The 20529-nt window shown below is 42.9% G+C and carries 17 protein-coding genes; 11 read left to right on the forward strand and 6 right to left on the reverse strand.

Features of this window, described 5'->3' with window-relative positions:
- Positions 1–500: 500 nt before the first annotated feature.
- From HMPREF9378_RS10475 to HMPREF9378_RS10460, 4 genes are all read right to left on the reverse strand, one after another.
- Positions 501–1265, reverse strand: a complete 765-nt coding sequence (locus HMPREF9378_RS10475) for a class I SAM-dependent methyltransferase (RefSeq protein WP_002913250.1) — start codon at positions 1263–1265, stop codon at positions 501–503.
- Positions 1266–1384: 119 nt separating this feature from the next.
- Complete coding sequence (locus tag HMPREF9378_RS10470; RefSeq protein ID WP_002905901.1) at positions 1385–1759, reverse strand: hypothetical protein; 375 nt, start codon at positions 1757–1759, stop codon at positions 1385–1387.
- Positions 1760–1870: 111 nt separating this feature from the next.
- A complete protein-coding gene (locus HMPREF9378_RS10465; RefSeq protein WP_002913251.1) occupies positions 1871–3433 on the reverse strand; it encodes a hypothetical protein in 1563 nt (520 codons plus the stop codon).
- A complete protein-coding gene (locus HMPREF9378_RS10460; RefSeq protein ID WP_002913252.1) occupies positions 3430–4224 on the reverse strand; it encodes an ABC transporter ATP-binding protein in 795 nt (264 codons plus the stop codon). The genes HMPREF9378_RS10465 and HMPREF9378_RS10460 overlap by 4 nt, the downstream gene beginning before the upstream one ends.
- 74 nt (positions 4225–4298) lie before the next feature.
- Here HMPREF9378_RS10460 and HMPREF9378_RS10455 point away from each other — a divergent pair, with 74 nt between their 5' ends.
- Both HMPREF9378_RS10455 and HMPREF9378_RS10450 read left to right on the forward strand, forming a co-directional pair.
- Positions 4299–5423: an AI-2E family transporter gene (locus HMPREF9378_RS10455; protein ID WP_002894636.1), complete on the forward strand. Its 1125-nt coding sequence runs from the start codon at positions 4299–4301 to the stop codon at positions 5421–5423.
- 151 nt (positions 5424–5574) lie between these two features.
- Positions 5575–6915, forward strand: coding sequence for a hemolysin family protein (locus HMPREF9378_RS10450; RefSeq protein WP_002913253.1), 1341 nt, complete (start codon positions 5575–5577; stop codon positions 6913–6915).
- A 367-nt stretch (positions 6916–7282) separates the two neighbouring features.
- On the opposite strand, the gene treR is transcribed toward HMPREF9378_RS10450, so the two are convergent.
- A complete protein-coding gene (gene treR, locus HMPREF9378_RS10445; RefSeq protein WP_032911121.1) occupies positions 7283–7996 on the reverse strand; it encodes a trehalose operon repressor in 714 nt (237 codons plus the stop codon).
- A gap of 187 nt (positions 7997–8183) precedes the next feature.
- Between treR and treP the strand changes: the two genes are divergently transcribed.
- The 9 genes from treP to HMPREF9378_RS10400 all read left to right on the forward strand — a co-directional run bounded on the left by treP (position 8184) and on the right by HMPREF9378_RS10400 (position 18983).
- Positions 8184–10229, forward strand: coding sequence for a PTS system trehalose-specific EIIBC component (gene treP, locus HMPREF9378_RS10440; protein WP_002913256.1), 2046 nt, complete (start codon positions 8184–8186; stop codon positions 10227–10229).
- Between the two features lie 72 nt (positions 10230–10301).
- Positions 10302–11933 (forward strand): alpha,alpha-phosphotrehalase, encoded by a 1632-nt coding sequence (gene treC, locus HMPREF9378_RS10435; RefSeq protein WP_002913257.1) that lies wholly within the window; start codon positions 10302–10304, stop codon positions 11931–11933.
- Positions 11934–12121: 188 nt separating this feature from the next.
- Positions 12122–14371 carry an endonuclease/exonuclease/phosphatase family protein gene (locus tag HMPREF9378_RS10430; protein ID WP_002913258.1) on the forward strand — a complete coding sequence of 750 codons (2250 nt, stop codon included), beginning with the start codon at positions 12122–12124 and terminating at the stop codon, positions 14369–14371.
- Between the two features lie 245 nt (positions 14372–14616).
- Positions 14617–15426, forward strand: coding sequence for a pyruvate formate-lyase-activating protein (gene pflA, locus HMPREF9378_RS10425; RefSeq protein ID WP_002899778.1), 810 nt, complete (start codon positions 14617–14619; stop codon positions 15424–15426).
- A 139-nt stretch (positions 15427–15565) separates the two neighbouring features.
- Positions 15566–16501 carry a manganese-dependent inorganic pyrophosphatase gene (locus HMPREF9378_RS10420; RefSeq protein WP_002899779.1) on the forward strand — a complete coding sequence of 312 codons (936 nt, stop codon included), beginning with the start codon at positions 15566–15568 and terminating at the stop codon, positions 16499–16501.
- 92 nt (positions 16502–16593) lie between these two features.
- Positions 16594–17106, forward strand: coding sequence for a YiiX/YebB-like N1pC/P60 family cysteine hydrolase (locus HMPREF9378_RS10415; protein ID WP_002903235.1), 513 nt, complete (start codon positions 16594–16596; stop codon positions 17104–17106).
- Entirely contained in the window at positions 17099–17752 is a 654-nt protein-coding gene (locus HMPREF9378_RS10410) for a DUF1803 domain-containing protein (RefSeq protein WP_002903232.1), read from the forward strand. The genes HMPREF9378_RS10415 and HMPREF9378_RS10410 overlap by 8 nt, the downstream gene beginning before the upstream one ends.
- Positions 17753–17852: 100 nt before the next feature.
- Positions 17853–18047 (forward strand): CsbD family protein, encoded by a 195-nt coding sequence (locus HMPREF9378_RS10405; RefSeq protein ID WP_002894655.1) that lies wholly within the window; start codon positions 17853–17855, stop codon positions 18045–18047.
- A 180-nt stretch (positions 18048–18227) separates the two neighbouring features.
- Complete coding sequence (locus HMPREF9378_RS10400; protein ID WP_023916573.1) at positions 18228–18983, forward strand: CPBP family intramembrane glutamic endopeptidase; 756 nt, start codon at positions 18228–18230, stop codon at positions 18981–18983.
- A 45-nt stretch (positions 18984–19028) separates the two neighbouring features.
- Here HMPREF9378_RS10400 and HMPREF9378_RS10395 read toward each other — a convergent pair whose 3' ends face one another.
- Complete coding sequence (locus tag HMPREF9378_RS10395; protein ID WP_002899784.1) at positions 19029–20474, reverse strand: UDP-N-acetylmuramoyl-L-alanyl-D-glutamate--L-lysine ligase; 1446 nt, start codon at positions 20472–20474, stop codon at positions 19029–19031.
- Positions 20475–20529: the final 55 nt, after the last annotated feature.

A 20529-nucleotide genomic window follows, 5' to 3' on the forward strand; every position in this document is an offset into this window, starting at 1 on the left:
ATTCATTTCCATTCAAAACAACCCCTCCTGTTCAGATTGAAAAACAAGAGGGGTTATATTATGACAATCGAAAGTTTTGGGGGAGAGGGGACTATGTGAATATCGTTGGCCTAAATGAAAAGATAGTTTCTAATATACGTGATTGGGAAAAAATGACCTTGTCTTTGATAAGTTAAGTGTCAAACCGTTCTCAGATGGCAGTTTTAGAATAAGATAAAAGCCTGTTTTTACGGGCATTAGTCAAACGAACATAGCATTGCCCCGAACAATGTTCAGCGAACTTCTTTAGATGTCGCTGGAGGGAAATTGCATATAGCCGGTGTACAAGTTACCTGTTTTCACAGGTGGTTAAGACTTCTCAAAATGAGCAAAAAAACAGTAAACCTTTGTGATTTACTGTTTTAAAAATTCTTTTATTCAATTAGACAAACTGGGATTTTTAGATTTTAACCCTTAAGGAAAATAAAATGGGCTATTCTCCTGAAGTATGTTCTATAACATTATAGTTTAATGCAAAGTGTAGCTATATAGTCATTTCCATAACGTGATAATCTATTTCTTTTATCACATGATTCATAAAAATCTATCATAGCGAGACCATTTTTAAGTTGTCCTCTAATCTGAGTTTCTAAGGTATGGCTAAATTCATATCCATATTCTGGATTTATGGATATCTTGCCTTCCTCTTCAAGCTCTTTTGAATTAAAAGGTATTGAAAACTTTAAAAATAATTCCTCATCAGGTTTGTCCCATACAATGTCAGCATCATACATGTATATCCATGGATTCATGAATCCGACCATTAACAGTCCACCCTTTTTCAATACTCGAGAGGCTTCTTTATACATGTTTTCTAAATCTTCTATATATGCATTTGAAACCGGATTAAAAATAATATCAAAAGTTTCATTTTCAAATGGAAATGGTTTTGTCATATCGCCTTGAACTGTATTGATTTTTAAGCCTTCTCTTTTAGCAACCAACTCATCTCTTTGTAATTGTGATTTAGAAAAATCCATTATGGTTACATCATAACCCTTTATAGCAAAAACTGGTCCCTGCTGTCCACCACCACAAGCTAAACCTAATATCTTTTTTCCGTTTGCTTTTTCAAACCATTCTTTTGGAACTTTTTTCCCGACAGTTAATGCAACAGAAATTGGATGTTTTCTAACTTCTTCTAATTCTTCATGTGTCAATGGCTCAGTATAGTCATTTTTTACATTATTCCATCTATCTTCATTTAATTTTATATAATTGTTCATCTTATAATCTCCTCATAATTTTATATTATTTCGATTTAAGTTGAATATGTTGCCATTACATTTTTCTCACCTCTACAAATTCCAATTTGGCGCACTGTAGATGATCTTCATTTCATATACTACATCTGAAATGCTGTTATCCAAAAACATATTCCGGCTATAAGTGAAATCGGAGTCATAACATATTTTTCTTTCTTACTTTTTGAAATCATGTTCATAATCGTATTCAAGGATAGGTAAGCGGCAAAGAAGAAACAAATATATTTAGTAACCTTGAAAGACAGCCACAGGGGAATAAAACCTCCGGCTTGCAAAATAATGATCATGGCAAAAATTTGAATAGCTATCGAAATGACTGCCGCAAGTCTAAATTTCTTAGGTAAGATTTTATGTTGTCCACCCATTGTATATTCGCCCAAAGGCAGACCGCAAGCAACAAGAACTGTCATAATTGCTATAATTCCAAATAATACTGCACCTAATATTGAAAACATAAATCACTATTCTCCCTTCGCAGAATACAAAAAATTTTAATTACAAATTCAACTTTGTTTCACTTAATGTTCCTATAAAATTATAAGGAATTCTTGTCAAATGTTCAAGTTTTATAGGTCTTTCTCAAGCTGGTCTGTTGATTTCCCTTTTCCTTTGTTCTTCCACCAATCGCTCAGGTCGACTATGGATTGAGCGGCGGAAGGGATGAGAAGGAGGACATAGATATAGACATACTGGCTCTTGGTTTCCCAGAAGAAGTGGAAGAGGCCGCCCCCCAAGAGAGAGATGAAGGGATAGAGGTCAAAAGGCGTCAGCTTTTCCTCGGCGACGAAAAATTTATGCAGGATAAAAAAACAGGAGAGCAGATAGATACTAGCTAGCAGGGTCAAGAGCAGGAAATTAACAATCTGATAACCTTTTCTTTCCTCATAAATGCTGCGCAGGACAGCTGGTTTCATATATTGCTGGCGCTCAATCTGAGGTCCAGTCCAAATAGACTGAAAAGTTGGCTCAGTCCAGGTCGACTTGACCTTTTCGTAGAAGAATTTGAGCGCATAAGCCGGATGCTTACTGAAGTGAATCAAAATGTCCTTCAAATCCCGAGTAGCCATTTCTGTAGCCAATTTTTCATCGTATTTGTTGCGCTTGAGAATCTTGGTATTGTAGGCATCGTACCAGCCTCCCAAGGTCTGCCGATTGGGATCATCCCGCAGGCCCATAGTGATGTAGGCGATTTTTGGGGTACCGACACCAATCTTGCCCCCAATCAGCTGCTCATAGTAGGCCGTCAGACCCTTGTTTGAAAGGACGATACCGGCTAAAATCAGGATGATAGCTAAGGGTTTCTTCCAAGACCATTTATAAAAGATGGACAGGAAGCAGACTCCAATCAGCATGATGGCAAAGATGATGTAGTTGTTGCGCAGGAGGCAGGCCAGACTGATACTGGCCGCTCCCAGCAAGGCATAGAGCAGGTTTCCTTTCTGATCCAGCTTGATAAAAGCATAGAGACTGAGCAGACAGAAGAAGAGCCCGGGAATGGTACCGTAGACAAAGAGGATGAAAAAGAGCTGTGGTAAAAAGAGAAAGGTCAGTAGAATCGTGTATTTCTGAATCATTTCTCTGGCATTGAGGAGAGCTGTGATTTTGTAAATTAAGAAATGACTGAGTAAAGTCCAGACGACATTCATGCTAAAAACAAACTGAGTCGTCGGAGAAATAAAAGCATAAAGTCGCTCCAGAGTCATCAGTCCTAGCTGATGGGGATTGCGATACATGTAGCTTCCGACGGTTGTCAGCGAGCTGTAATCTCCTCGGTTGAAGGCCAGCGCTGCATTGAAAACGTGCTTGGCGTCAGCTCGGATGCGGCCATCGTAGGCCGTTATCAGAAAAATCGCTGCTGCTATAAAGAGGAAGGACAAAAACCAAAAAAGATGCTTGGTCTGAACCTTTTCCAACAGGGGCCGGATTAAAAAGAGGCTGAGGAGAAAAAGTAAGAGTATAGGGTAGAAATACCAAGGATTACTGACGAATTGGACCCCTTCAGCAATCCTTAAAGGGATGTAAGTATGGGACAGCAGAATCTGTCCAGACAGGAAAAGTAAGGCAATCGCAGTCATGGTCAGAATCAGGAAGTAGCCTAGGTTGAAGATGGTATTAGAAAATTGCTTCATGAGGACCTGCCCTCCACCTTGACGAAATAGCGGTCTTCTCCCAGCTCAATCAGCTCGACTGGCTGGGGATAAAATTGATTCATGACCTCTTTTTGAAGAATGTCTTCTTTAGGACCTTGGGCTATGATTTCTCCTTCTTTTAGGAGCAGGACATGATCCATAGCAGCAGTGATTTCCTCTACATGGTGGGTGACATAGAGGATGGTTGGAGCTTGGTCCATCTGTGTAATCTTACCAATCTGATCCAGCAGGCGCTCGCGGGCAAAGAGATCCAGACCGCTGGTCGCTTCGTCTAGGATAAGTAGTTCTGGCTTTTCCATGAGACTGCGTGCAATCAGCAGGAGCTGCTTTTCCCCTTGAGACAGACTGATGTAGCTTCGGCCAATCAATTCTTGCCCGCCAATGGAAGCCAGCATTTCCCTAGCTTGGTCCAGTTCCTCTTGCCCGTAAGGAGCGTAGAGAATACTGCTTTTATACTTGCCTGTCAGGACGATTTCTTCAGCTGTGAGACGGCTGGGCAGGCGTTCAGCAATGAAGGAGCCAACTACTCCAATCTTAGTTCGCAGTTGAGGAATGTCGCCGGCGCCAAATTCTGTACCGAGAACCGTCACCTTGCCCTTAGTCTTCCAATGCTCAGCCATGAGCAAGCGCAGGAGAGTAGACTTTCCAGAACCGTTGAGACCGAGAATAGCCCAATGCTCCCCCTTTTTCACCTGCCAGTTGAGATCTTTTAAGATGGTTCGGCCTTGTTTAGCCAAGCTCACATTTTCCAGTTTGATAATCTTTTCCATTTTTACTCTTTCTTTCGTTAAATCTCCTTTATTATAACAAAATTTATGGTAAAATAACTGATAGGAGGAGTCAAATGTTTCATAAAAGTAAGCTGATGTTTTGGACCAGTGAGGTCCTTTTGCTAACGATTATCTTCTTTATCTGGCGCCAAATGGGGGATATGATAACCCCGATTGTTAGCGTTGTGAATACCATCTTGATTCCCTTTCTTGTGGGAGGATTTCTTTATTATATTACGAATCCGCTGGTGAAATTTCTCCAGGACAAGCTCAAAATCAACCGAATGATTGGGATTCTGATCACGCTCAGCCTTTTGTTTGGCTTAATTGCTTTGGGCGTTATTTACCTCTTGCCGATTTTGATTAATCAGCTGAGCAGTTTGATTAATTCAACGCAAGGACTTTATTGGGAAATTCAAAGTTTTGTTAATCAATTATCTAAAAATCCGCTCTTTCGAAATCTGAATATCCAGTCCACCATCCAGCAGCTCAATCTATCTTATGTGGATATTCTGCAGAATATTCTCAACAGTGTGACCAACAGTCTGGGTAGTGTTCTGTCAGCAGTTGTCAACACGCTGATGATTTTGATTATGACGCCGATTTTCTTGGTTTACTTCCTCATGGACGGCCATAAGCTTTTGCCCATGCTGGAGCGGACAGTCCTCAAGCGCGATAAGCTCAATATCTCCAGCTTACTGACCAATCTCAATGCTACTGTTGCCCGCTATATCAGCGGAATTTCAATCGATGCCCTGATTATCGGTGCTCTGGCCTATATTGGCTATAGTGTCATTGGGCTCAAGTACGCTTTGGTCTTTGCTATTTTCTCCAGTCTGGCTAATCTGATTCCTTATGTAGGACCGAGTATCGGCTTGATTCCCATGGTCATTACGTATGCCTTTACGGATCCTCAGAAGATGGTGGCGGCCTTGATTTACATGCTGATTATCCAGCAGGTAGATGGCAATATCCTCTATCCCCGTATCGTTGGTGGTGTGATGAAGGTCCATCCTATTACCATCATGGTTCTCCTGCTCTTATCCAGCAATATCTATGGTGTGCTGGGGATGATTGTGGCAATCCCGACCTATTCTATCCTCAAAGAAATCGCCAAATTCCTAGCCAATCTCTATGATAATCACAAGGAAGCCCAGCAGCAGAAGAAGAACGAAGAGTTTGGGATTATTAATAAATAAGGATGAGTTTGGAAATCGATTGATTCCAGAGTCTCGGTACCAGAAAATAAGACGGAAAGAAGGCCTTCCGTCTTATTTTCATTTCCTGTGCACTAAATTTAAAAATATGATATAATCAGATTTACTTATACATTTCGAGGAGAAAGAATCAATGGAAGACCCTGGCAGTCAGAATATGTTATGGCAAGCCTTATTACTGTTTATATTGACTTTGTTAAATGCCTTTTTCTCAGCAGCTGAGATGGCAATGGTATCGCTCAATCGGGCGCGTGTGGAGCAAAAGGCTGAAGAGGGTGACCTCAAGTATATCCGGCTCTTAGCTGTCTTAGAAAGCCCCAATAACTTCTTATCAACTATTCAGGTTGGGATTACTGTTATCAATATCCTGTCCGGGGCCAGTTTTGCGGATAATCTGGGAAAACTGTTCTCTTCTTGGATGGGAAATTCCGAGACTGCACGTGCTATCGGAACTTTCTTGGCTTTGGTTCTATTGACCTATATTTCTATTGTTTTGGGCGAGCTTTATCCTAAGCGGATTGCCATGAACCTGAAAGACAATCTAGCTGTGCGGGCTGCTCCGGTTATTATTTTTCTTGGCAAGATTGTCAGCCCCTTCGTTTGGTTGCTGTCAGCGTCGACTAATCTACTGAGTCGGATAACCCCGATGAAGTTTGATGATGCAGACGAAAAGATGACTCGGGATGAGATTGAGTATATGCTGACTAAGAGTGAGGAGACCTTGGATGCAGATGAGATTGAGATGCTGCAGGGGATTTTCTCTCTGGATGAGCTGATGGCGCGTGAACTGATGGTGCCGCGGACGGATGCCTTTATGGTGGACATTCAGGACGATACCAAGGAAATCATCGAGAGCATTCTCAAACAGAGCTTCTCGCGGATTCCCGTTTATGATGGGGATAAGGACAATGTCATCGGTCTGATTCATACCAAGCGACTGCTTAATGAAGGATTCGTCAATGGTTTTGACAATATCGTTCTGCGCAAGATTTTGCAGGAGCCACTCTTTGTACCGGAAACCATGTTTGTCGATGATTTGCTCAAGGAGCTACGCAATACGCAAAATCAAATGGCGATTCTCTTGGATGAGTATGGCGGTATGGCTGGTCTGGTCACACTGGAAGACCTTTTGGAGGAGATTGTTGGTGAGATTGACGATGAGACTGACAAGGCTGAGATTGAAGTTCATGAAATTGGTGAGAATACCTACATTGTCTTAGGAACCATGACCCTCAATGACTTTAATGAATATTTTGAAGTCGAAATCGAAAGCGATGATGTGGATACGATTGCTGGCTATTACTTGACTTGTGTGGGGACTATTCCAGATCCGAAGGAACGCATTAGCTACGAAGTCGAAAGTCAGAATAAGCAACTCATTTTGACCAATGACAAGGTTAAAAATGGACGTGTTACGAAGGTAAAAGTTGAAATTTCAGAAATTGTTGAAGAAGCAGAAAAGGCTGAGAAATAAACTCAGCCTTTTAAGTTTCCTTCAAGTTTTTTATAAGTCTGTCTTAAGTTTCTGGGATTATACTAATACCATCAAAATAGAAATGAGGACAGTCCAATGACATCTAAAGTTACCCTATATGATAAGCAAGTATTGACATTCCCACAGGCGCAAAAGTAAGAAAGGAAGTAATAAGAATCAGTAACGTTTAAAAAGCAGCAGAAGCCCTTAACTAATTTTTTCATATAAATCTCCTAAAACAAGTAAAAAGAATTTTGAGGCTCTTTGTTGCTCCAAAACAAAGCAGCCTTAGACTACTCATAAAAGAAACCACCTCTGCCAGCTGGAAGGCAGGGGTGGTTTTGTGGTCTGGATGGGGAACTCAAGGTTATTCTTTCTGGCGCTTAGCAAAATCCACAAAGCGAAATTTGTCTAGCTTGTGCCGGCTCTCAGTATATTGAAACTGGCGGCCGTCTGCCAGATAGACCTGGGATTTGACAGAGACGACCTGCTGGTCCTTGCCTAGGTCCATGAGAATCTTGTCTCGGTCATTGGCATGGTCAATGGTAAATTCCTTTTTGGCATAAGCGATATTGAGCTTTAAGTCATTTTCTAAATAGGCGTAAATGGATTGCTCAGCGATTTCCCTTGTCAAGTAGGGGACGATACCCTTGTCTAAATAGTCAATGTCTAAGACAGAGGCGACTTGGTCTACAACGCGTTGACGGACGATTCGCCAAACTAGTCGGTAGGGAGGGAAGCCAGTGATATCAGACAGTTTCTGATCTACGGTAATCTTTTCCAAGCTGACAACATTGGTTTTGGACTGCATATTATTCTGCTTGACTACTTCTTGATAGCTGGTCAGCTTAGACACAGGAAAGTCAAACTGTTCATGCTTGATGACTTTGGAACCCTGTCCGCGGACTTTTTCAATCAATCCTTCTTCTTGCAGCAGCGCCAGAGCCTTGCGAACAGTGTCGCGGCTGACCTGGTAGTCTTCTGTCAGCTGGTGTTCGCTGGGCAAGAAGTCTCCGACTGCATAACGTTCCTCTAAAATATCTTTCTCAATTTGTTTGAATAATTGTTTATATTTCTTCATCATAAACTCCACTTGTTTTCTTTTTTACATACAACCCAGAAAATTTTATCAAAAACGAGGGCTTTTTTCAACAAACAACTTGCATACATCTTTGAAATCGATTACAATAATTTGTAGAGATGTGTTGAAAAACCGACTCGTAAAAAATATAAGGAGAGTGCTGGATTCTCATTCAGTCAGTAGTCAAATGGGAAAATTTGAGAAGGAAGCTAAAGATCTGCTAGATGCAATCGGCGGCAAAGAGAATGTCACAGCAGTTAGCCATTGTGCAACGCGGATGCGCTTTGTACTTGGCGACGATAAAAAGGCCAATGTCAAGGCCATTGAGACAATCCCAGTGGTCAAGGGAACTTTTACAAATGCTGGGCAATTCCAAGTCATCATTGGAAATGATGTGCCAATCTTTTACAATGACTTCACTGCTGTATCAGGTATTGAGGGAGTGTCAAAAGAAGCAGCCAAGTCTGCTGCTAAGAGCAAGCAAAATCCCCTTCAGCGGGTTATGGCCACTCTGGCGGAAATTTTTACACCCTTGATTCCAGCCTTGATTGTCGGAGGGTTAATCCTTGGCTTCCGAAATGTCCTTGAGGGCGTGCATATTGAAGCTTTGGGTAGAAAGATTGTTGACGGAGTTGCACAAGTAAAAAATGGACAGCCAGTTTATAATACAATTGTTGATGTGTCCAAATTCTGGAGCAATGTTAATGACTTTCTTTGGCTGCCGGCACAAGCAGTATTCCACTTCTTACCAGTGGGGATTACTTGGTCTATCTCCCGTAAGATGGGAACCAGTCAGATTCTTGGGATTGTCTTAGGGATTTGTTTGGTTTCTCCACATTTGTTGAATGCTTATGAGGTAGCCAATACCTCTAAAGCTGTGATTGCTAAAGACTTCACTTGGTATTTTGGAATACTTAAGTTTCACAAATATGGTTACCAAGGTCAGGTCATTCCAGCTCTCTTGTCTGGTCTGTCTCTCTCTTACTTAGAAATTTTCTGGCGTAAACGGATTCCAGAAGTGATTTCTATGATTTTTGTTCCTTTGCTTTCTCTGCTTCCAGCTCTGATTTTGGCCCACACGGTTTTAGGACCTTTTGGTTGGTGGGTTGGACAAGGCATGTCTAAGTTTGTATTTCTTGGTTTGACAGGATCATTCAAATGGTTGTTTGGTGCAGTATTTGGTGCCCTTTATGCTCCGTTTGTGATTACAGGTCTTCACCATATGACCAATGCCATTGATACACAGTTAGCCAATGATTATGGTGGAACAGCTCTTTGGCCCATGATTGCTCTGTCTAATATTGCTCAAGGTTCAGCTGTATTTGCCTACTATCTCATGCATCGTCGTGATGAAAGAGAGGCACAAATTTCGCTTCCAGCGACCATTTCTGCTTACCTTGGAGTTACTGAGCCGGCTCTCTTTGGGGTCAATGTCAAGTACGTTTACCCATTTGTTGCGGGGATGATTGGTTCGTCTATTGCCGGAGTCTTGTCCCTTAGCTTTAATGTTACAGCAACTGGTATTGGTGTCGGTGGCTTACCAGCCATCCTTTCTATTCAAGCAAACTATTGGCTTCCTTTCCTTCTAGTTATGCTTGTAGCAATCCTTGTACCAATGTTCCTGACTTTCTTTTTCCACAAGACAGGCTTCTTGACGAAGACAGAGGAAGATCCAGAATTGCAGGCAGAGTTTGCAGCTCAGGAAGAGGCTGAATTTGCCGGGCCATCCAAAGCCGAGTCATCTCCAGAGGTGCAAGCAGCTGATTCATCAGCTCCTGTAACGATTACTAGTCCGCTGGCAGGAGAAGTCAAAGAATTGAGTCAGGCAACAGATCCTGTCTTTGCACAAGGTTTGATGGGGCGTGGAGTTGTCATTGTTCCTAGCCAAGGTGAGTTGGTTTCACCAGTCAATGGTAGAGTAACAGTCTTCTTCCCAACCAAGCATGCCATCGGCATCTTGTCAGATGAAGGTGTTGAAATCCTGATGCATATCGGAATGGACACTGTTAATCTGGAGGGCAAAGGATTTGAAGGTTATGTGTCTCAGGGAGATAAGGTCAAGGTTGGCGACAAGCTCATTTCCTTTGATATAGACATGATCAAGAAGGCGGGCTATGTAACGGAAACACCAGTCATCATTACGAACTCAGACAAGTATCAGGTGGAGGAGCTTGAACAACTTCCTCAGGCAGTTGAGCGAGGAAGTCAGTTGATGGCAGCTAATCCACTTTAAAGAAAAATGAAATGACTTATAGAAAGGGACGGTGCTTTAAAATCTGTCCCTTTTCTCAAAAAAGGAGAAAATATGACACTTGATAAAACAAAGGTTGTCTACCAAATTTATCCAAAATCTTTTAAAGACACAACTGGCAACGGTTTGGGAGATTTTCGCGGGATTATTGAAAAACTTCCTTACCTGAAAGAGCTGGGAGTGGATATGATCTGGCTCAATCCTTTCTATCCGAGTCCGCAACGGGACAATGGTTATGATATTTCTGACTATACTGCGGTTGATCCTATCTTTGGAGATATGGCGGATTTTGAAGAGATGGTCAAGGTCGGCCAGCAGCATGGTATTGACTTTATGCTGGATATGGTTCTCAATCATTGCTCGATTGAGCATGATTGGTTCCAAAAGGCACTGGCTGGGGATTCCTACTATCAGGACTTCTTTATCCTGCGAGATGAGCCAACGGACTGGCTGTCCAAGTTTGGCGGCAGTGCCTGGGCGCCATTTGGCGATACGAGCAAATATTATCTGCATCTCTATGATGTCACTCAAGCTGATCTTAACTGGCGCAATCCCAATGTTCGTGAAGAGCTCTTTAAAGTGGTGAATTTTTGGCGGGACAAAGGAGTCAAGGGCTTCCGCTTTGATGTCATAAATGTCATCGGAAAAGATGAGGTGCTGACGGACTGTCCAGAGCAGGAGGGCAAGCCAGCCTATACTGATAAGCCAATTGTGCATGACTATCTGCGTATGATGAACGAAGCGACCTTCGGGCAGGATGCTTCCGTTATGACGGTTGGCGAAATGAGTGCTACGACGATTGAAAACTGTATCCTTTACACCGCACCAGACCGGCAGGAGCTATCTATGGCTTTTAATTTCCATCATCTCAAGGTGGACTATGAAGCTGGACAGAAGTGGACCCTTAAGCCTTTTGACTTTGAAGAATTAAAACGCCTTTTCCATACTTGGGGCAAGGAAATGAGCGAACACGACGGTTGGTCGGCCCTCTTTTGGAACAACCATGATCAGCCGCGAGCTCTCAACCGCTTTGTCGATGTAGAGAATTTCCGCAATGAAGGGGCAACCATGTTGGCAGCCAGTATTCATCTGTCGCGCGGGACGCCTTATATCTACATGGGTGAAGAGATTGGCATGGTGGATCCTGACTACGACTCCATGGAAGATTATGTGGATGTCGAGTCTGTCAATGCTTATCAGAGTCTGCTTGCTGAAGGGCAATCGCCAAAAGCAGCCTTCAGGATCATCAAGGCTAAATCTCGTGATAATTCTCGGACGCCTATGCAGTGGAATGATTCAGTCAATGCAGGTTTTACAACAGGAACTCCATGGCTGAAAGCGGGCAAATCCTATCCTCTTATCAATGTGGAAAATGAAATAAAGGGTCCAATCTTTACCTTTTATCAGAAATTGATTGCCCTGCGTAAGAAACTGCCGATCATTGCAGAGGGCAGCTATCAGCCAGCCTATGAAGAAAGTCCCCAGGTCTATGCCTTTGAGCGAGAGTGGCAAGGACAAAAACTTTTAGTCCTTAACAACTTTTATGCTGACCCGATTACGGTGGATATCCTGACGGACTATCAGAATGGTCAGGTTCTCCTATCCAATTACGGCAAGACTCAGATTGACCATGTGATGACCCTGCAGCCATACGAAACCTTGGCTATCTTAGTGGGAGAAAACTAAAGTCTCGAAAGAATCTGGAAATGTTTCCAGATTCTTTTTTTCTGTGTTGGGCCAGCCTAGACAAGTATTTTTCTGAAGTGAGAGAAACTAATACAGAATTTTAAGAAAGCCTTTGCAAAATTTGATTCTTTTCTTTATAATAAAAATTAAATAGGATAATATACATTTATACAGAAAAGGAGAAGTTCATGAAAAAACAAGTTTCTTACAGGCAGCTCTTTCCCACAGCGGTTTTGCTAGCTGCTTTTCTACTCCTGATTTTTTCTGTCCAACCGGTCGGAGCAGAAGAAGCGGTAAGTTCGTCGACTTCTGAGGCGGCTGCTCTTACAGAGAATCCGGCTGTAAGTGATGCGTCGGTTGCCAGTCAAGCAGAAAGCTCTCCTGCAGAATCGGGAGAGTCAAGGGCAACTTCTGAAGAGGCAGTGGAAAAGGCAGACCAAGCCCCTGCTGCAGCACAAGCTGCGGCTAGCAGACCAGAAGCTGTGCCCAATGTAGGAACCATTCAGGGAGAATCACAAGCCTCTCCCTATGAGGACAAAGAGGTTCAAGTTTCCAATGTAGTTGTGACGAAAACAGACCGCTATGGTTTTTATGTTCAAGACGTGACTCCTGATGGAAATAGAAGGACTTCTGATGCTCTTTATGTTGTTTCTAAAGAAAAAGTTGATGTCGGAGACAAACTTAGTCTTGAAGGACGCGTCAAAGAAGGTTATATGGAAGAGCTCAGCGTTCGTCAGGGACAGACTTTTAACAAGCCCAGTGGTAGTTTGACAGTCACCATGCTTGTCGCTTCCAAGGTGACCAAGGAAGGGAAAGCTGACCTACCTGCTCCAGTAGACATCGTGGCTAATATGCCTCAGGATACGGTCGATAACGATATTAATAATTATCAGCCTCAAAGTGAAGCGTTGGACTACTGGGAAAGTTTGGAAGGAATGTTGACGACGGTGAAGAGTCCCCGAGTTTTAGGCCCGCAGTACCGTGGAGATATTTATCTCTTGCCGGAAGGCTACCAAGCCTTACCGCTAAACAATATCGGAGGTCTCAATCTTCGTCCAAACGCTCAAAATACAGCAACCATTCCAGTCTATGTTGGCAATAAATTCATTGCCAAGGCCAAGGATTATTTCAATGGAGATGTGGTCGGAGTCGTGACCTATCGTGGGAAGATTTACAAGTTGGAGCCGACTCAGCTGCCTGATTTGGTGGACGGGGGCTTGCAGAGACAGGTCTCTCCTATCTATCCAAGCGAAGACAAGCTGACTATTGCTTCCTACAATATCGAGAATTTTTCTGCTAATGCTAAAAAAGGTGAAACGCCTGAGGAAAAAGTGACTAGAATCGCTAATTCCTTCATCAATGAAATCCATAGTCCAGATATCATCACGCTCATCGAGGTTCAAGATGAGAATGGCAGTGTCAATGACGGAACGACCAGTGGTGTCAAAAGCGGTGAGAAACTAGCGAGCCGCATCAAAGAATTGGGCGGAAAAACTTATAAGTACACCGAAGTTGCCCCACTTGACGGTCAAGATGGCGGCAAGCCCGGCTCTAATATCCGTGTGGCCTTTCTCTACGATCCAAATCGGGTGAAGTTAGTCGAAAAAGAAGCCGGTACGAGTGACGAAGCGGCTAGCTTCTCCGGTGGTCATCTGGTTAAGAATCCTGCCCGGATTGCTCCAACAAATCCAGCCTTTACAAAGGTTCGTAAATCCTTGGCAGCTGAGTTTGAATTCAAGGGACAGCATATCGTCGTTATCGCCAATCATTTGAAGTCCAAGATTGGGGATGATGCTGTTTATGGCTCCGCTCAGCCAGCAGTTCAGCATACGCAGGCAGCCCGAATTGAGCAGGCTAAAATTTTAAATAGCTTTATTCAAGAAGGGCTGAGACAAAATCCTAACCTTAAGTTTGTGCTGACTGGTGATTTCAATGATTTTGAATTTTCCGAAACGGCTAAAGCACTGGCGGGTAATGAACTCATTAATCTTATGCAGGAACATGATGCGGCTGACCGTTATTCCTATTTCTACCGCGGCAGCAACCAAAGCTTGGATAACATTTTCATTTCGAAGAACCTAGCAGGCAAGGCAGTCTTTGCGCCTGTCCATATCAATGCCTCTTTCATGGAGGAACATGGCAGAGCTTCAGACCATGATCCAGTAGTGGTGCAGCTGGACTTTTCTAAGGATGTTGCAGCTTCAACATCTGACAGCTCCCAGCCGTCTCAATCAACTGGACAATCTTCTGTAGCAGCAGAACAAGGAGCTCCGTCTCAGACCAATCCTTCGTCGTCTAAACAAGCTGGACAAGGACAGACTGCTGGCAGCAAGAAGAAGGGACTCCCGCTGACCGGTCAAAATAACAATGGCTGGGCAGTCTTGGGATTGACCTTGCTGATGTTTGCTTTTACTCTCAAAAAGAGAAGTCGAAATTAACTAAAATCAGTTTAAAAGTGAGATCAGGGTGGAATAGAGAATCTTCCCTGATTTTTTATTTGCCAGCTTCTAAGAGCAAGTCTTAATCAGCTTTCTCCCTAAAATTTCATCTGTTGTAAAACACTGAAAATGAAACTGAAAAACAGTTTGTTTTCTAAAAAATAGGCAAATTAAGTCTATTTTTGCTTTAATCATGTTATAATGTAGTTAGTTATAAAACGTTTTCAGAGTTAAGAGGTTGCGCGATGGTTGAAGAGAAAATTGAAGAAGCAGTTGATTATGGAAAGGTAACGGGCATGGTCCACTCCACCGAAAGTTTTGGAGCTGTTGATGGACCGGGTATCCGTTTTATTGTTTTTTTGCAGGGCTGCCACATGCGTTGCCAGTATTGCCATAATCCGGACACGTGGGAAATGGAGACCAACAAATCTCAGTTGCGGACAGTGGATGATGTCTTGCAAGAAGCTCTTCGTTATAAGGGCTTCTGGGGCAATAAAGGCGGCATCACCGTCAGCGGAGGAGAAGCCTTGCTGCAGATTGATTTTCTGATTGCCTTCTTTACCAAGGCTAAGGAGCTGGGCATCCACTGTACATTGGATACCTGTGCCCTACCTTTTAGAAATACGCCCCGCTACCTGAAAAAATTTGACAAGCTTATGGCAGTCACCGACCTTGTCCTGCTAGATATCAAGGAAATTAATGAAGAACAACACAAAATAGTGACCAGCCAGACCAACAAGAATATCTTGGCCTGTGCCAAGTACCTATCTGACATTGGAAAGCCAGTCTGGATTCGCCATGTCTTGGTGCCAGGATTGACCGACCGTGATGATGACCTGATTGAGCTAGGTAAATTTGTAAAGACGCTGAAGAATGTAGATAAGTTTGAAATTCTACCTTACCATACTATGGGAGAATTCAAATGGCGGGAGCTGGGCATCCCTTACAAGCTGGAAGGGGTTAAGCCTCCGACAGCTGATCGGATCAAGAATGCCAAGGAACTCATGCAGACTGAATCTTATACAGAGTATATGAATCGGGTGCATAATAGCTAATCTATTATGAGTATGAATTAATGGGCTGGTGGGTTGACCAGTCCATTTTTCTTAAGAAAATGCCCTTCTGTTTTTGTGAAATGCCTGTAATTGTGGTAAAATAAATGCAATAAACATTATATAAAAGAAGAGGTTTATCATGTCTAAAATTTTAGTTTTCGGTCACCAAAATCCTGATTCAGATGCTATCGGTTCATCTTACGCTTTTGCTTACTTGGCTCGCGAAGCTTATGGCTTGGATACAGAAGCTGTTGCTCTGGGTGAGCCTAATGAAGAAACAGCCTTTGTTTTAGATTACTTTGGCGTGGCGGCACCGCGCGTGATTACATCTGCCAAGGCAGAAGGAGCTGAACAAGTTATCCTGACAGACCACAATGAATTCCAGCAGTCTGTGGCAGATATTGCTGAAGTTGAAGTTTATGGCGTAGTGGACCACCACCGTGTTGCTAACTTTGAAACAGCTAGTCCACTCTACATGCGCTTGGAGCCAGTGGGATCTGCTTCCTCTATTGTTTACCGCATGTTCAAGGAGCACGGCGTAGCAGTTCCAAAAGAAATTGCAGGATTGATGCTGTCTGGTTTGATCTCTGATACTCTCTTGCTCAAGTCACCAACAACTCATCCAACTGACAAGGTCATTGCACCAGAATTGGCTGAGCTAGCTGGTGTCAACTTGGAAGAGTATGGTTTGGCAATGCTTAAGGCAGGTACAAACTTGGCTAGCAAGTCTGCAGAAGAATTGATTGACATCGATGCGAAAACATTTGAGCTCAACGGAAACAATGTCCGTGTGGCACAGGTCAACACAGTTGATATTGCTGAAGTTTTGGAGCGTCAAGCAGAAATCGAAGCGGCTATTGAAAAAGCAATCGCTGATAATGGCTACTCTGACTTTGTCTTGATGATTACAGATATTATCAACTCAAACTCAGAAATTTTGGCTATCGGAAGCAATATGGACAAGGTCGAAGCAGCCTTCAACTTTGTTCTTGAAAACAACCATGCTTTCCTAGCAGGCGCTGTTTCTCGTAAGAAGCAAGTGGTGCCTCAACTGACAGAAAGTTTTAATGCTTAAAGAGCTCATTTGAGGAAATAAGTTACTAGATGAGGGATATTCCCCTCATACTTAAAAAGGGGTCTCGGCTCCTTTTTTGATAGGCGAGAGAAATGAAGATTCAAGATTTACAAGATGGAGATTTGATTTTTACAGTCGGATCTTCAGAAATTGCTGCTGCAATCCGAGCAGCAACTGGTTCATACAGCCATGTGGCCATCTTTTTTAATGGTGAGATTTATCATGCAACCCATGAGAAGGGGGTTGTCAATCAAGATTTGTCTGATTTTTTGCAGGATGAGGATGTTTATGATGTCTATCGCTATCCAGCTATTGATGCAGATGCTGTCTTTAAAAGGGCCAAATTGCATCTAGGAAAGCCATACAATTTTAGCTTCTATCCGCAGTCCGATGGTTTTTACTGTTCGGAGTATATTGCGGAAATTTTGCCGATTTTTGATACGATTCCCATGCAGTTTGGTGATGAGAAAAATCTGATTTCTGATTTTTGGCAGGAATATTATCGGGATTTGGGCTTGGCTGTACCTATAGGCCAGCCTGGGACGAATCCTAGCCAGCTGGCTCAGTCAAGAAAACTCATCTACAAAGGAGAACTACATGATTAAAATCATCAATCCCAGTCGTTTGACGCGCCAGCCTTTTTTTCAGGAGCTGATTGATTATTTGGATCGGCATGAGGCAGTGATTCTGCGGGAGATTAAGAGAGAGTTTGAGGGCGTGGCCAACATTGACCGCTCGATAGAAGAGTATATCAAGGCTGGCTATATCAAGCGGGAGAACAAGCGATATTACCTGACGCTGCCCTTTGTGGAAAGTTTGGAGGACTTGTGTTTGGATCAGGAAGTCTTTATCCGTGATGATAGTCCCCTCTATCAGGAATTGTTGGATCAGCGCTTTGAGACCCGGCTTTCCAATCAGACCAATGCGGCGATTTTGCTGGAAGAGACAGATTTTCTGCGGGATAAGCTAACCTTGGCAAATTATTTTTACAAGATGCAGCGCCAGTATCCCCTGTCTGAGGCACAAAAGCCTCTCTATGCTATCTTAGGCGATGTCAATCCCGAATATGCACTCAAGTACATGACGACCTTCCTCCTCAAGTATGTCCGCAAGGATGAGCTCATGCAGAAGCGGCGGGACATTTTTGTTGATAGCTTAGTAATTTTAGGTTATATTCAACAAAATGAAGCAGGCAAGTATGAGTTACAGGCAAGCTTTGATAAGAAGAGATTGACTTTTCATCTGGACTGATTTTCCCATAGTATGAGCAGAATATTTGACCTTTGAAAAGAAAAAACTTATACTACTGTAAACGGTATCAGAAACCGTAAAAAAGAACGGAGGCAATCATATGTCACTAGAAAATAAATTCGATCAAGCTAAGGGCGCTGTTAAAGAAGGCGTGGGCAAAGTTACAGGAGATAACAAGACCGAAGCAGAAGGCTTTGTAGAAAAAACAGTTGCCAAAGCAAAAGAAGTTGCTGAAGATGCTAAAGAAGCTGTTGAAGGTGCTGTTGAAGGTATCAAAAACAGCTTGGATAAATAAGAATAGTGAGAAGAGAGTTAAAATTTAACTCTCTTTTTTGTTTCCAATAGCAGCAAGCAGCAATAAAAAAGTTTTATAAATTTGTAAATAATAAAAATTTAAGCTTTTCATGCTAAGATAGAAATATAAAAAAGAACCTGAAATGATGACATAAATTTACAGGTGGTGAAAGGAAATATGATGAAATTATTGACAAACCTACGCCCCTCTAAGCCTTTGAAAGAGCTGAGGTGGTTTGATATTGCAGTGATTACCCTGCTCATGTTTGGGCAGTTTATTTATCGCTCAACAGAGCTTTATCTAGCTAGCTTTGCGCCAGCCGCCAGCACAAGAGCGACTGAAACGGTGACCAATACAGCCAGTGAGGGAGCGGCTTTTTCTAGTAATTTCAATTTTCAGCTACTGATGCTGGTCTTGACCATTCTTTACCTATTGCTTCGGCGCTTTGACTTTAAGCAGCTTCCCATCCGTCTGAGCTGGTCGGTTCTCCTTTGGACTCCTCTTATTTTTGTAGTGGTAGGGTTCTTTGGTGACATTGTAACGACACTGAGCGGCGAGTATAATTACTTTGATCCAACTCTCTGGTCTTATGTAGATATTCTGGAAATCTTCCGGAAATTTGCTGAACTGACACCTATGGCCATTCTCTACGGACTTCTAAATGGCTTCTATGAGGAATTCTTCTTTCTGGGGCTTATGACCTCTGTTAAGGATAAGTATAAGTGGTGGGCTCTGGCTTACTCTACTATCATTCGGATTTCTTTCCACACCTATCAGGGCATGCTGTGGGCCTTGGTTATCGGAGTGGTGTACGGTCTCTTTTACTATTTCCTTTACAAGTACAAGGTCAAGAACCTCTTGCCTTTCTTTCTCATGCACGCCTTGGCGGATATGTTTGGCTCCAGCTTGATGTACGTTCTGATTAAATGGCGTTAATTTTTACAAAACGACAATAAAAAGGCGATATTCTCGCCTTTTTTCTTATAAATACTTTTCTGCTAAGGCATAGTCTCCTGAATAGGCTACTTTTTCTCCTTCTATGATTTGGTAAGCATCTGCTCCTTTACCGGCCAGAATGACGGCATCTCCCTCTCGGTCTGTCAGACTGAGAGCTTTTTTGATGGCTTCTTCTCGGTCGGCTATTTTTTCCACTGGATAGGAGATGTAGGATGCGATTTCCTCCGCAATGGCTAGAGGATCTTCATAGTTAGGGTCGTCAGCAGTTAAGATAACAGTCAGCTCAGGATGCTGATTGAGTAAGAGACCGAAGTCTTTGCGGCGGCTTTCACCCTTGTTGCCTGTAGCACCCAAGAGGAGAATAATCTTGCCCTTTTGGTGTTCCTCTACCACAGAAAGCAGGTTGCTTAGGCTGACGCCATTGTGAGCGTAGTCAACGAAGACCTTGGCGCCGTTTTTTTGAGTCAGGACTTCCATACGGCCTGGGACTCGGGTTGCGGCAATTCCTTTTTTGATGTCTTCGAGGCTAGCACCCAGTCGCAGACAGGCAAGACCAGCAGCTACTGCATTTTCCTGATTGAAGTGGCCGATGAGCTGGATATCGTAGCGGCCAGCTAACTTACCAGCAACTTCAAAGCTGAAGGCCTGAGAATCTATGATGGTATTGCTTGAGCCTGCTCCATAGAAATCATGTTCCATAGAAGCGACTTGCTCTTTCACGATTTGGAAATGATCCATATCGCTATTTACGATAACTGCTCGGCTATTATCCATCAAAAGACGTTTATTGTAGAAGTAATCCTCAAAAGTCGGATGCTCGATAGGGCCGATATGGTCTGGGCTGATATTAAGAAAGACACCCACATCAAAGGTTAGGCCGTAGACTCTTTTCTTGAGATAAGCCTGACTGGAAACTTCCATGATGAGATGAGTCCGATTATTAGCAAGGGCTTGGGCCATCATTTTGATAAGATCCAGACTCTCTGGTGTGGTCAGAGTTGACTTGAAGAAAGTCTCGCCATCCAAAGTAGTGTTCATAGTCGAGAGTAGGGCAGGACGATGACTTTGAGAAAGGGTTTGATAGGCAAAATAAGCTGTAGTTGTCTTGCCCTTGGTTCCAGTAAAGGCAAGTAGTTTGAGCTTTTTCTCAGGATGGCCGTAAAATTCCATGGCTAAGAGACTCATGGCTTGCTTGACATCGTTGACCAAGAGGACCGGAATGCCCACTTGAAAGTCTGTCTCGCTGATATAAAAGCGCAGGCCAGCTGAGACGGCTTTTTCTAGAAATTCTTTCTTAAAAGCCTCACCCTTGACAAAAAAGAGGGTAGAGGCATCCGCTTCCCTGCTGTCATAACTGATACTATCGAAAGTCAAGCCGCTGTAGGAGAAAAAGTATTCTCCGTCTTTGACAATATCACGAAAATTATGGTCTTCTTTTAAAATATTTAATACGGTTTCAATTTTAATCATAAATCTATTGTAAACCTTATGGCTGGGTTTTACAAGAGGCAAGGAAAAGTTTATA

Source organism: Streptococcus sanguinis SK1 = NCTC 7863 (assembly GCF_000194945.1).
In the GTDB taxonomy this organism is placed as follows: Bacteria; Bacillota; Bacilli; order Lactobacillales; family Streptococcaceae; genus Streptococcus; species Streptococcus sanguinis.

Excerpts from the sequence above, each read along its gene's own strand:
- HMPREF9378_RS10405 (WP_002894655.1), top strand. The coding sequence starts at position 17,853 with ATGTCACTAGAAAATAAATTCGATCAAGCTAAGGGCGCTGTTAAAGAA.
- HMPREF9378_RS10430 (WP_002913258.1), top strand. The coding sequence starts at position 12,122 with ATGAAAAAACAAGTTTCTTACAGGCAGCTCTTTCCCACAGCGGTTTTG.
- HMPREF9378_RS10395 (WP_002899784.1), bottom strand. The coding sequence starts at position 20,474 with ATGATTAAAATTGAAACCGTATTAAATATTTTAAAAGAAGACCATAAT.
- treP (WP_002913256.1), top strand. The coding sequence starts at position 8,184 with ATGGGAAAATTTGAGAAGGAAGCTAAAGATCTGCTAGATGCAATCGGC.
- HMPREF9378_RS10450 (WP_002913253.1), top strand. The coding sequence starts at position 5,575 with ATGGAAGACCCTGGCAGTCAGAATATGTTATGGCAAGCCTTATTACTG.
- HMPREF9378_RS10420 (WP_002899779.1), top strand. The coding sequence starts at position 15,566 with ATGTCTAAAATTTTAGTTTTCGGTCACCAAAATCCTGATTCAGATGCT.
- treR (WP_032911121.1), bottom strand. The coding sequence starts at position 7,996 with ATGAAGAAATATAAACAATTATTCAAACAAATTGAGAAAGATATTTTA.
- HMPREF9378_RS10455 (WP_002894636.1), top strand. The coding sequence starts at position 4,299 with ATGTTTCATAAAAGTAAGCTGATGTTTTGGACCAGTGAGGTCCTTTTG.
- HMPREF9378_RS10465 (WP_002913251.1), bottom strand. The coding sequence starts at position 3,433 with ATGAAGCAATTTTCTAATACCATCTTCAACCTAGGCTACTTCCTGATT.
- HMPREF9378_RS10410 (WP_002903232.1), top strand. The coding sequence starts at position 17,099 with ATGATTAAAATCATCAATCCCAGTCGTTTGACGCGCCAGCCTTTTTTT.
- HMPREF9378_RS10400 (WP_023916573.1), top strand. The coding sequence starts at position 18,228 with ATGAAATTATTGACAAACCTACGCCCCTCTAAGCCTTTGAAAGAGCTG.
- HMPREF9378_RS10460 (WP_002913252.1), bottom strand. The coding sequence starts at position 4,224 with ATGGAAAAGATTATCAAACTGGAAAATGTGAGCTTGGCTAAACAAGGC.
- pflA (WP_002899778.1), top strand. The coding sequence starts at position 14,617 with ATGGTTGAAGAGAAAATTGAAGAAGCAGTTGATTATGGAAAGGTAACG.
- HMPREF9378_RS10475 (WP_002913250.1), bottom strand. The coding sequence starts at position 1,265 with ATGAACAATTATATAAAATTAAATGAAGATAGATGGAATAATGTAAAA.
- HMPREF9378_RS10470 (WP_002905901.1), bottom strand. The coding sequence starts at position 1,759 with ATGTTTTCAATATTAGGTGCAGTATTATTTGGAATTATAGCAATTATG.
- treC (WP_002913257.1), top strand. The coding sequence starts at position 10,302 with ATGACACTTGATAAAACAAAGGTTGTCTACCAAATTTATCCAAAATCT.
- HMPREF9378_RS10415 (WP_002903235.1), top strand. The coding sequence starts at position 16,594 with ATGAAGATTCAAGATTTACAAGATGGAGATTTGATTTTTACAGTCGGA.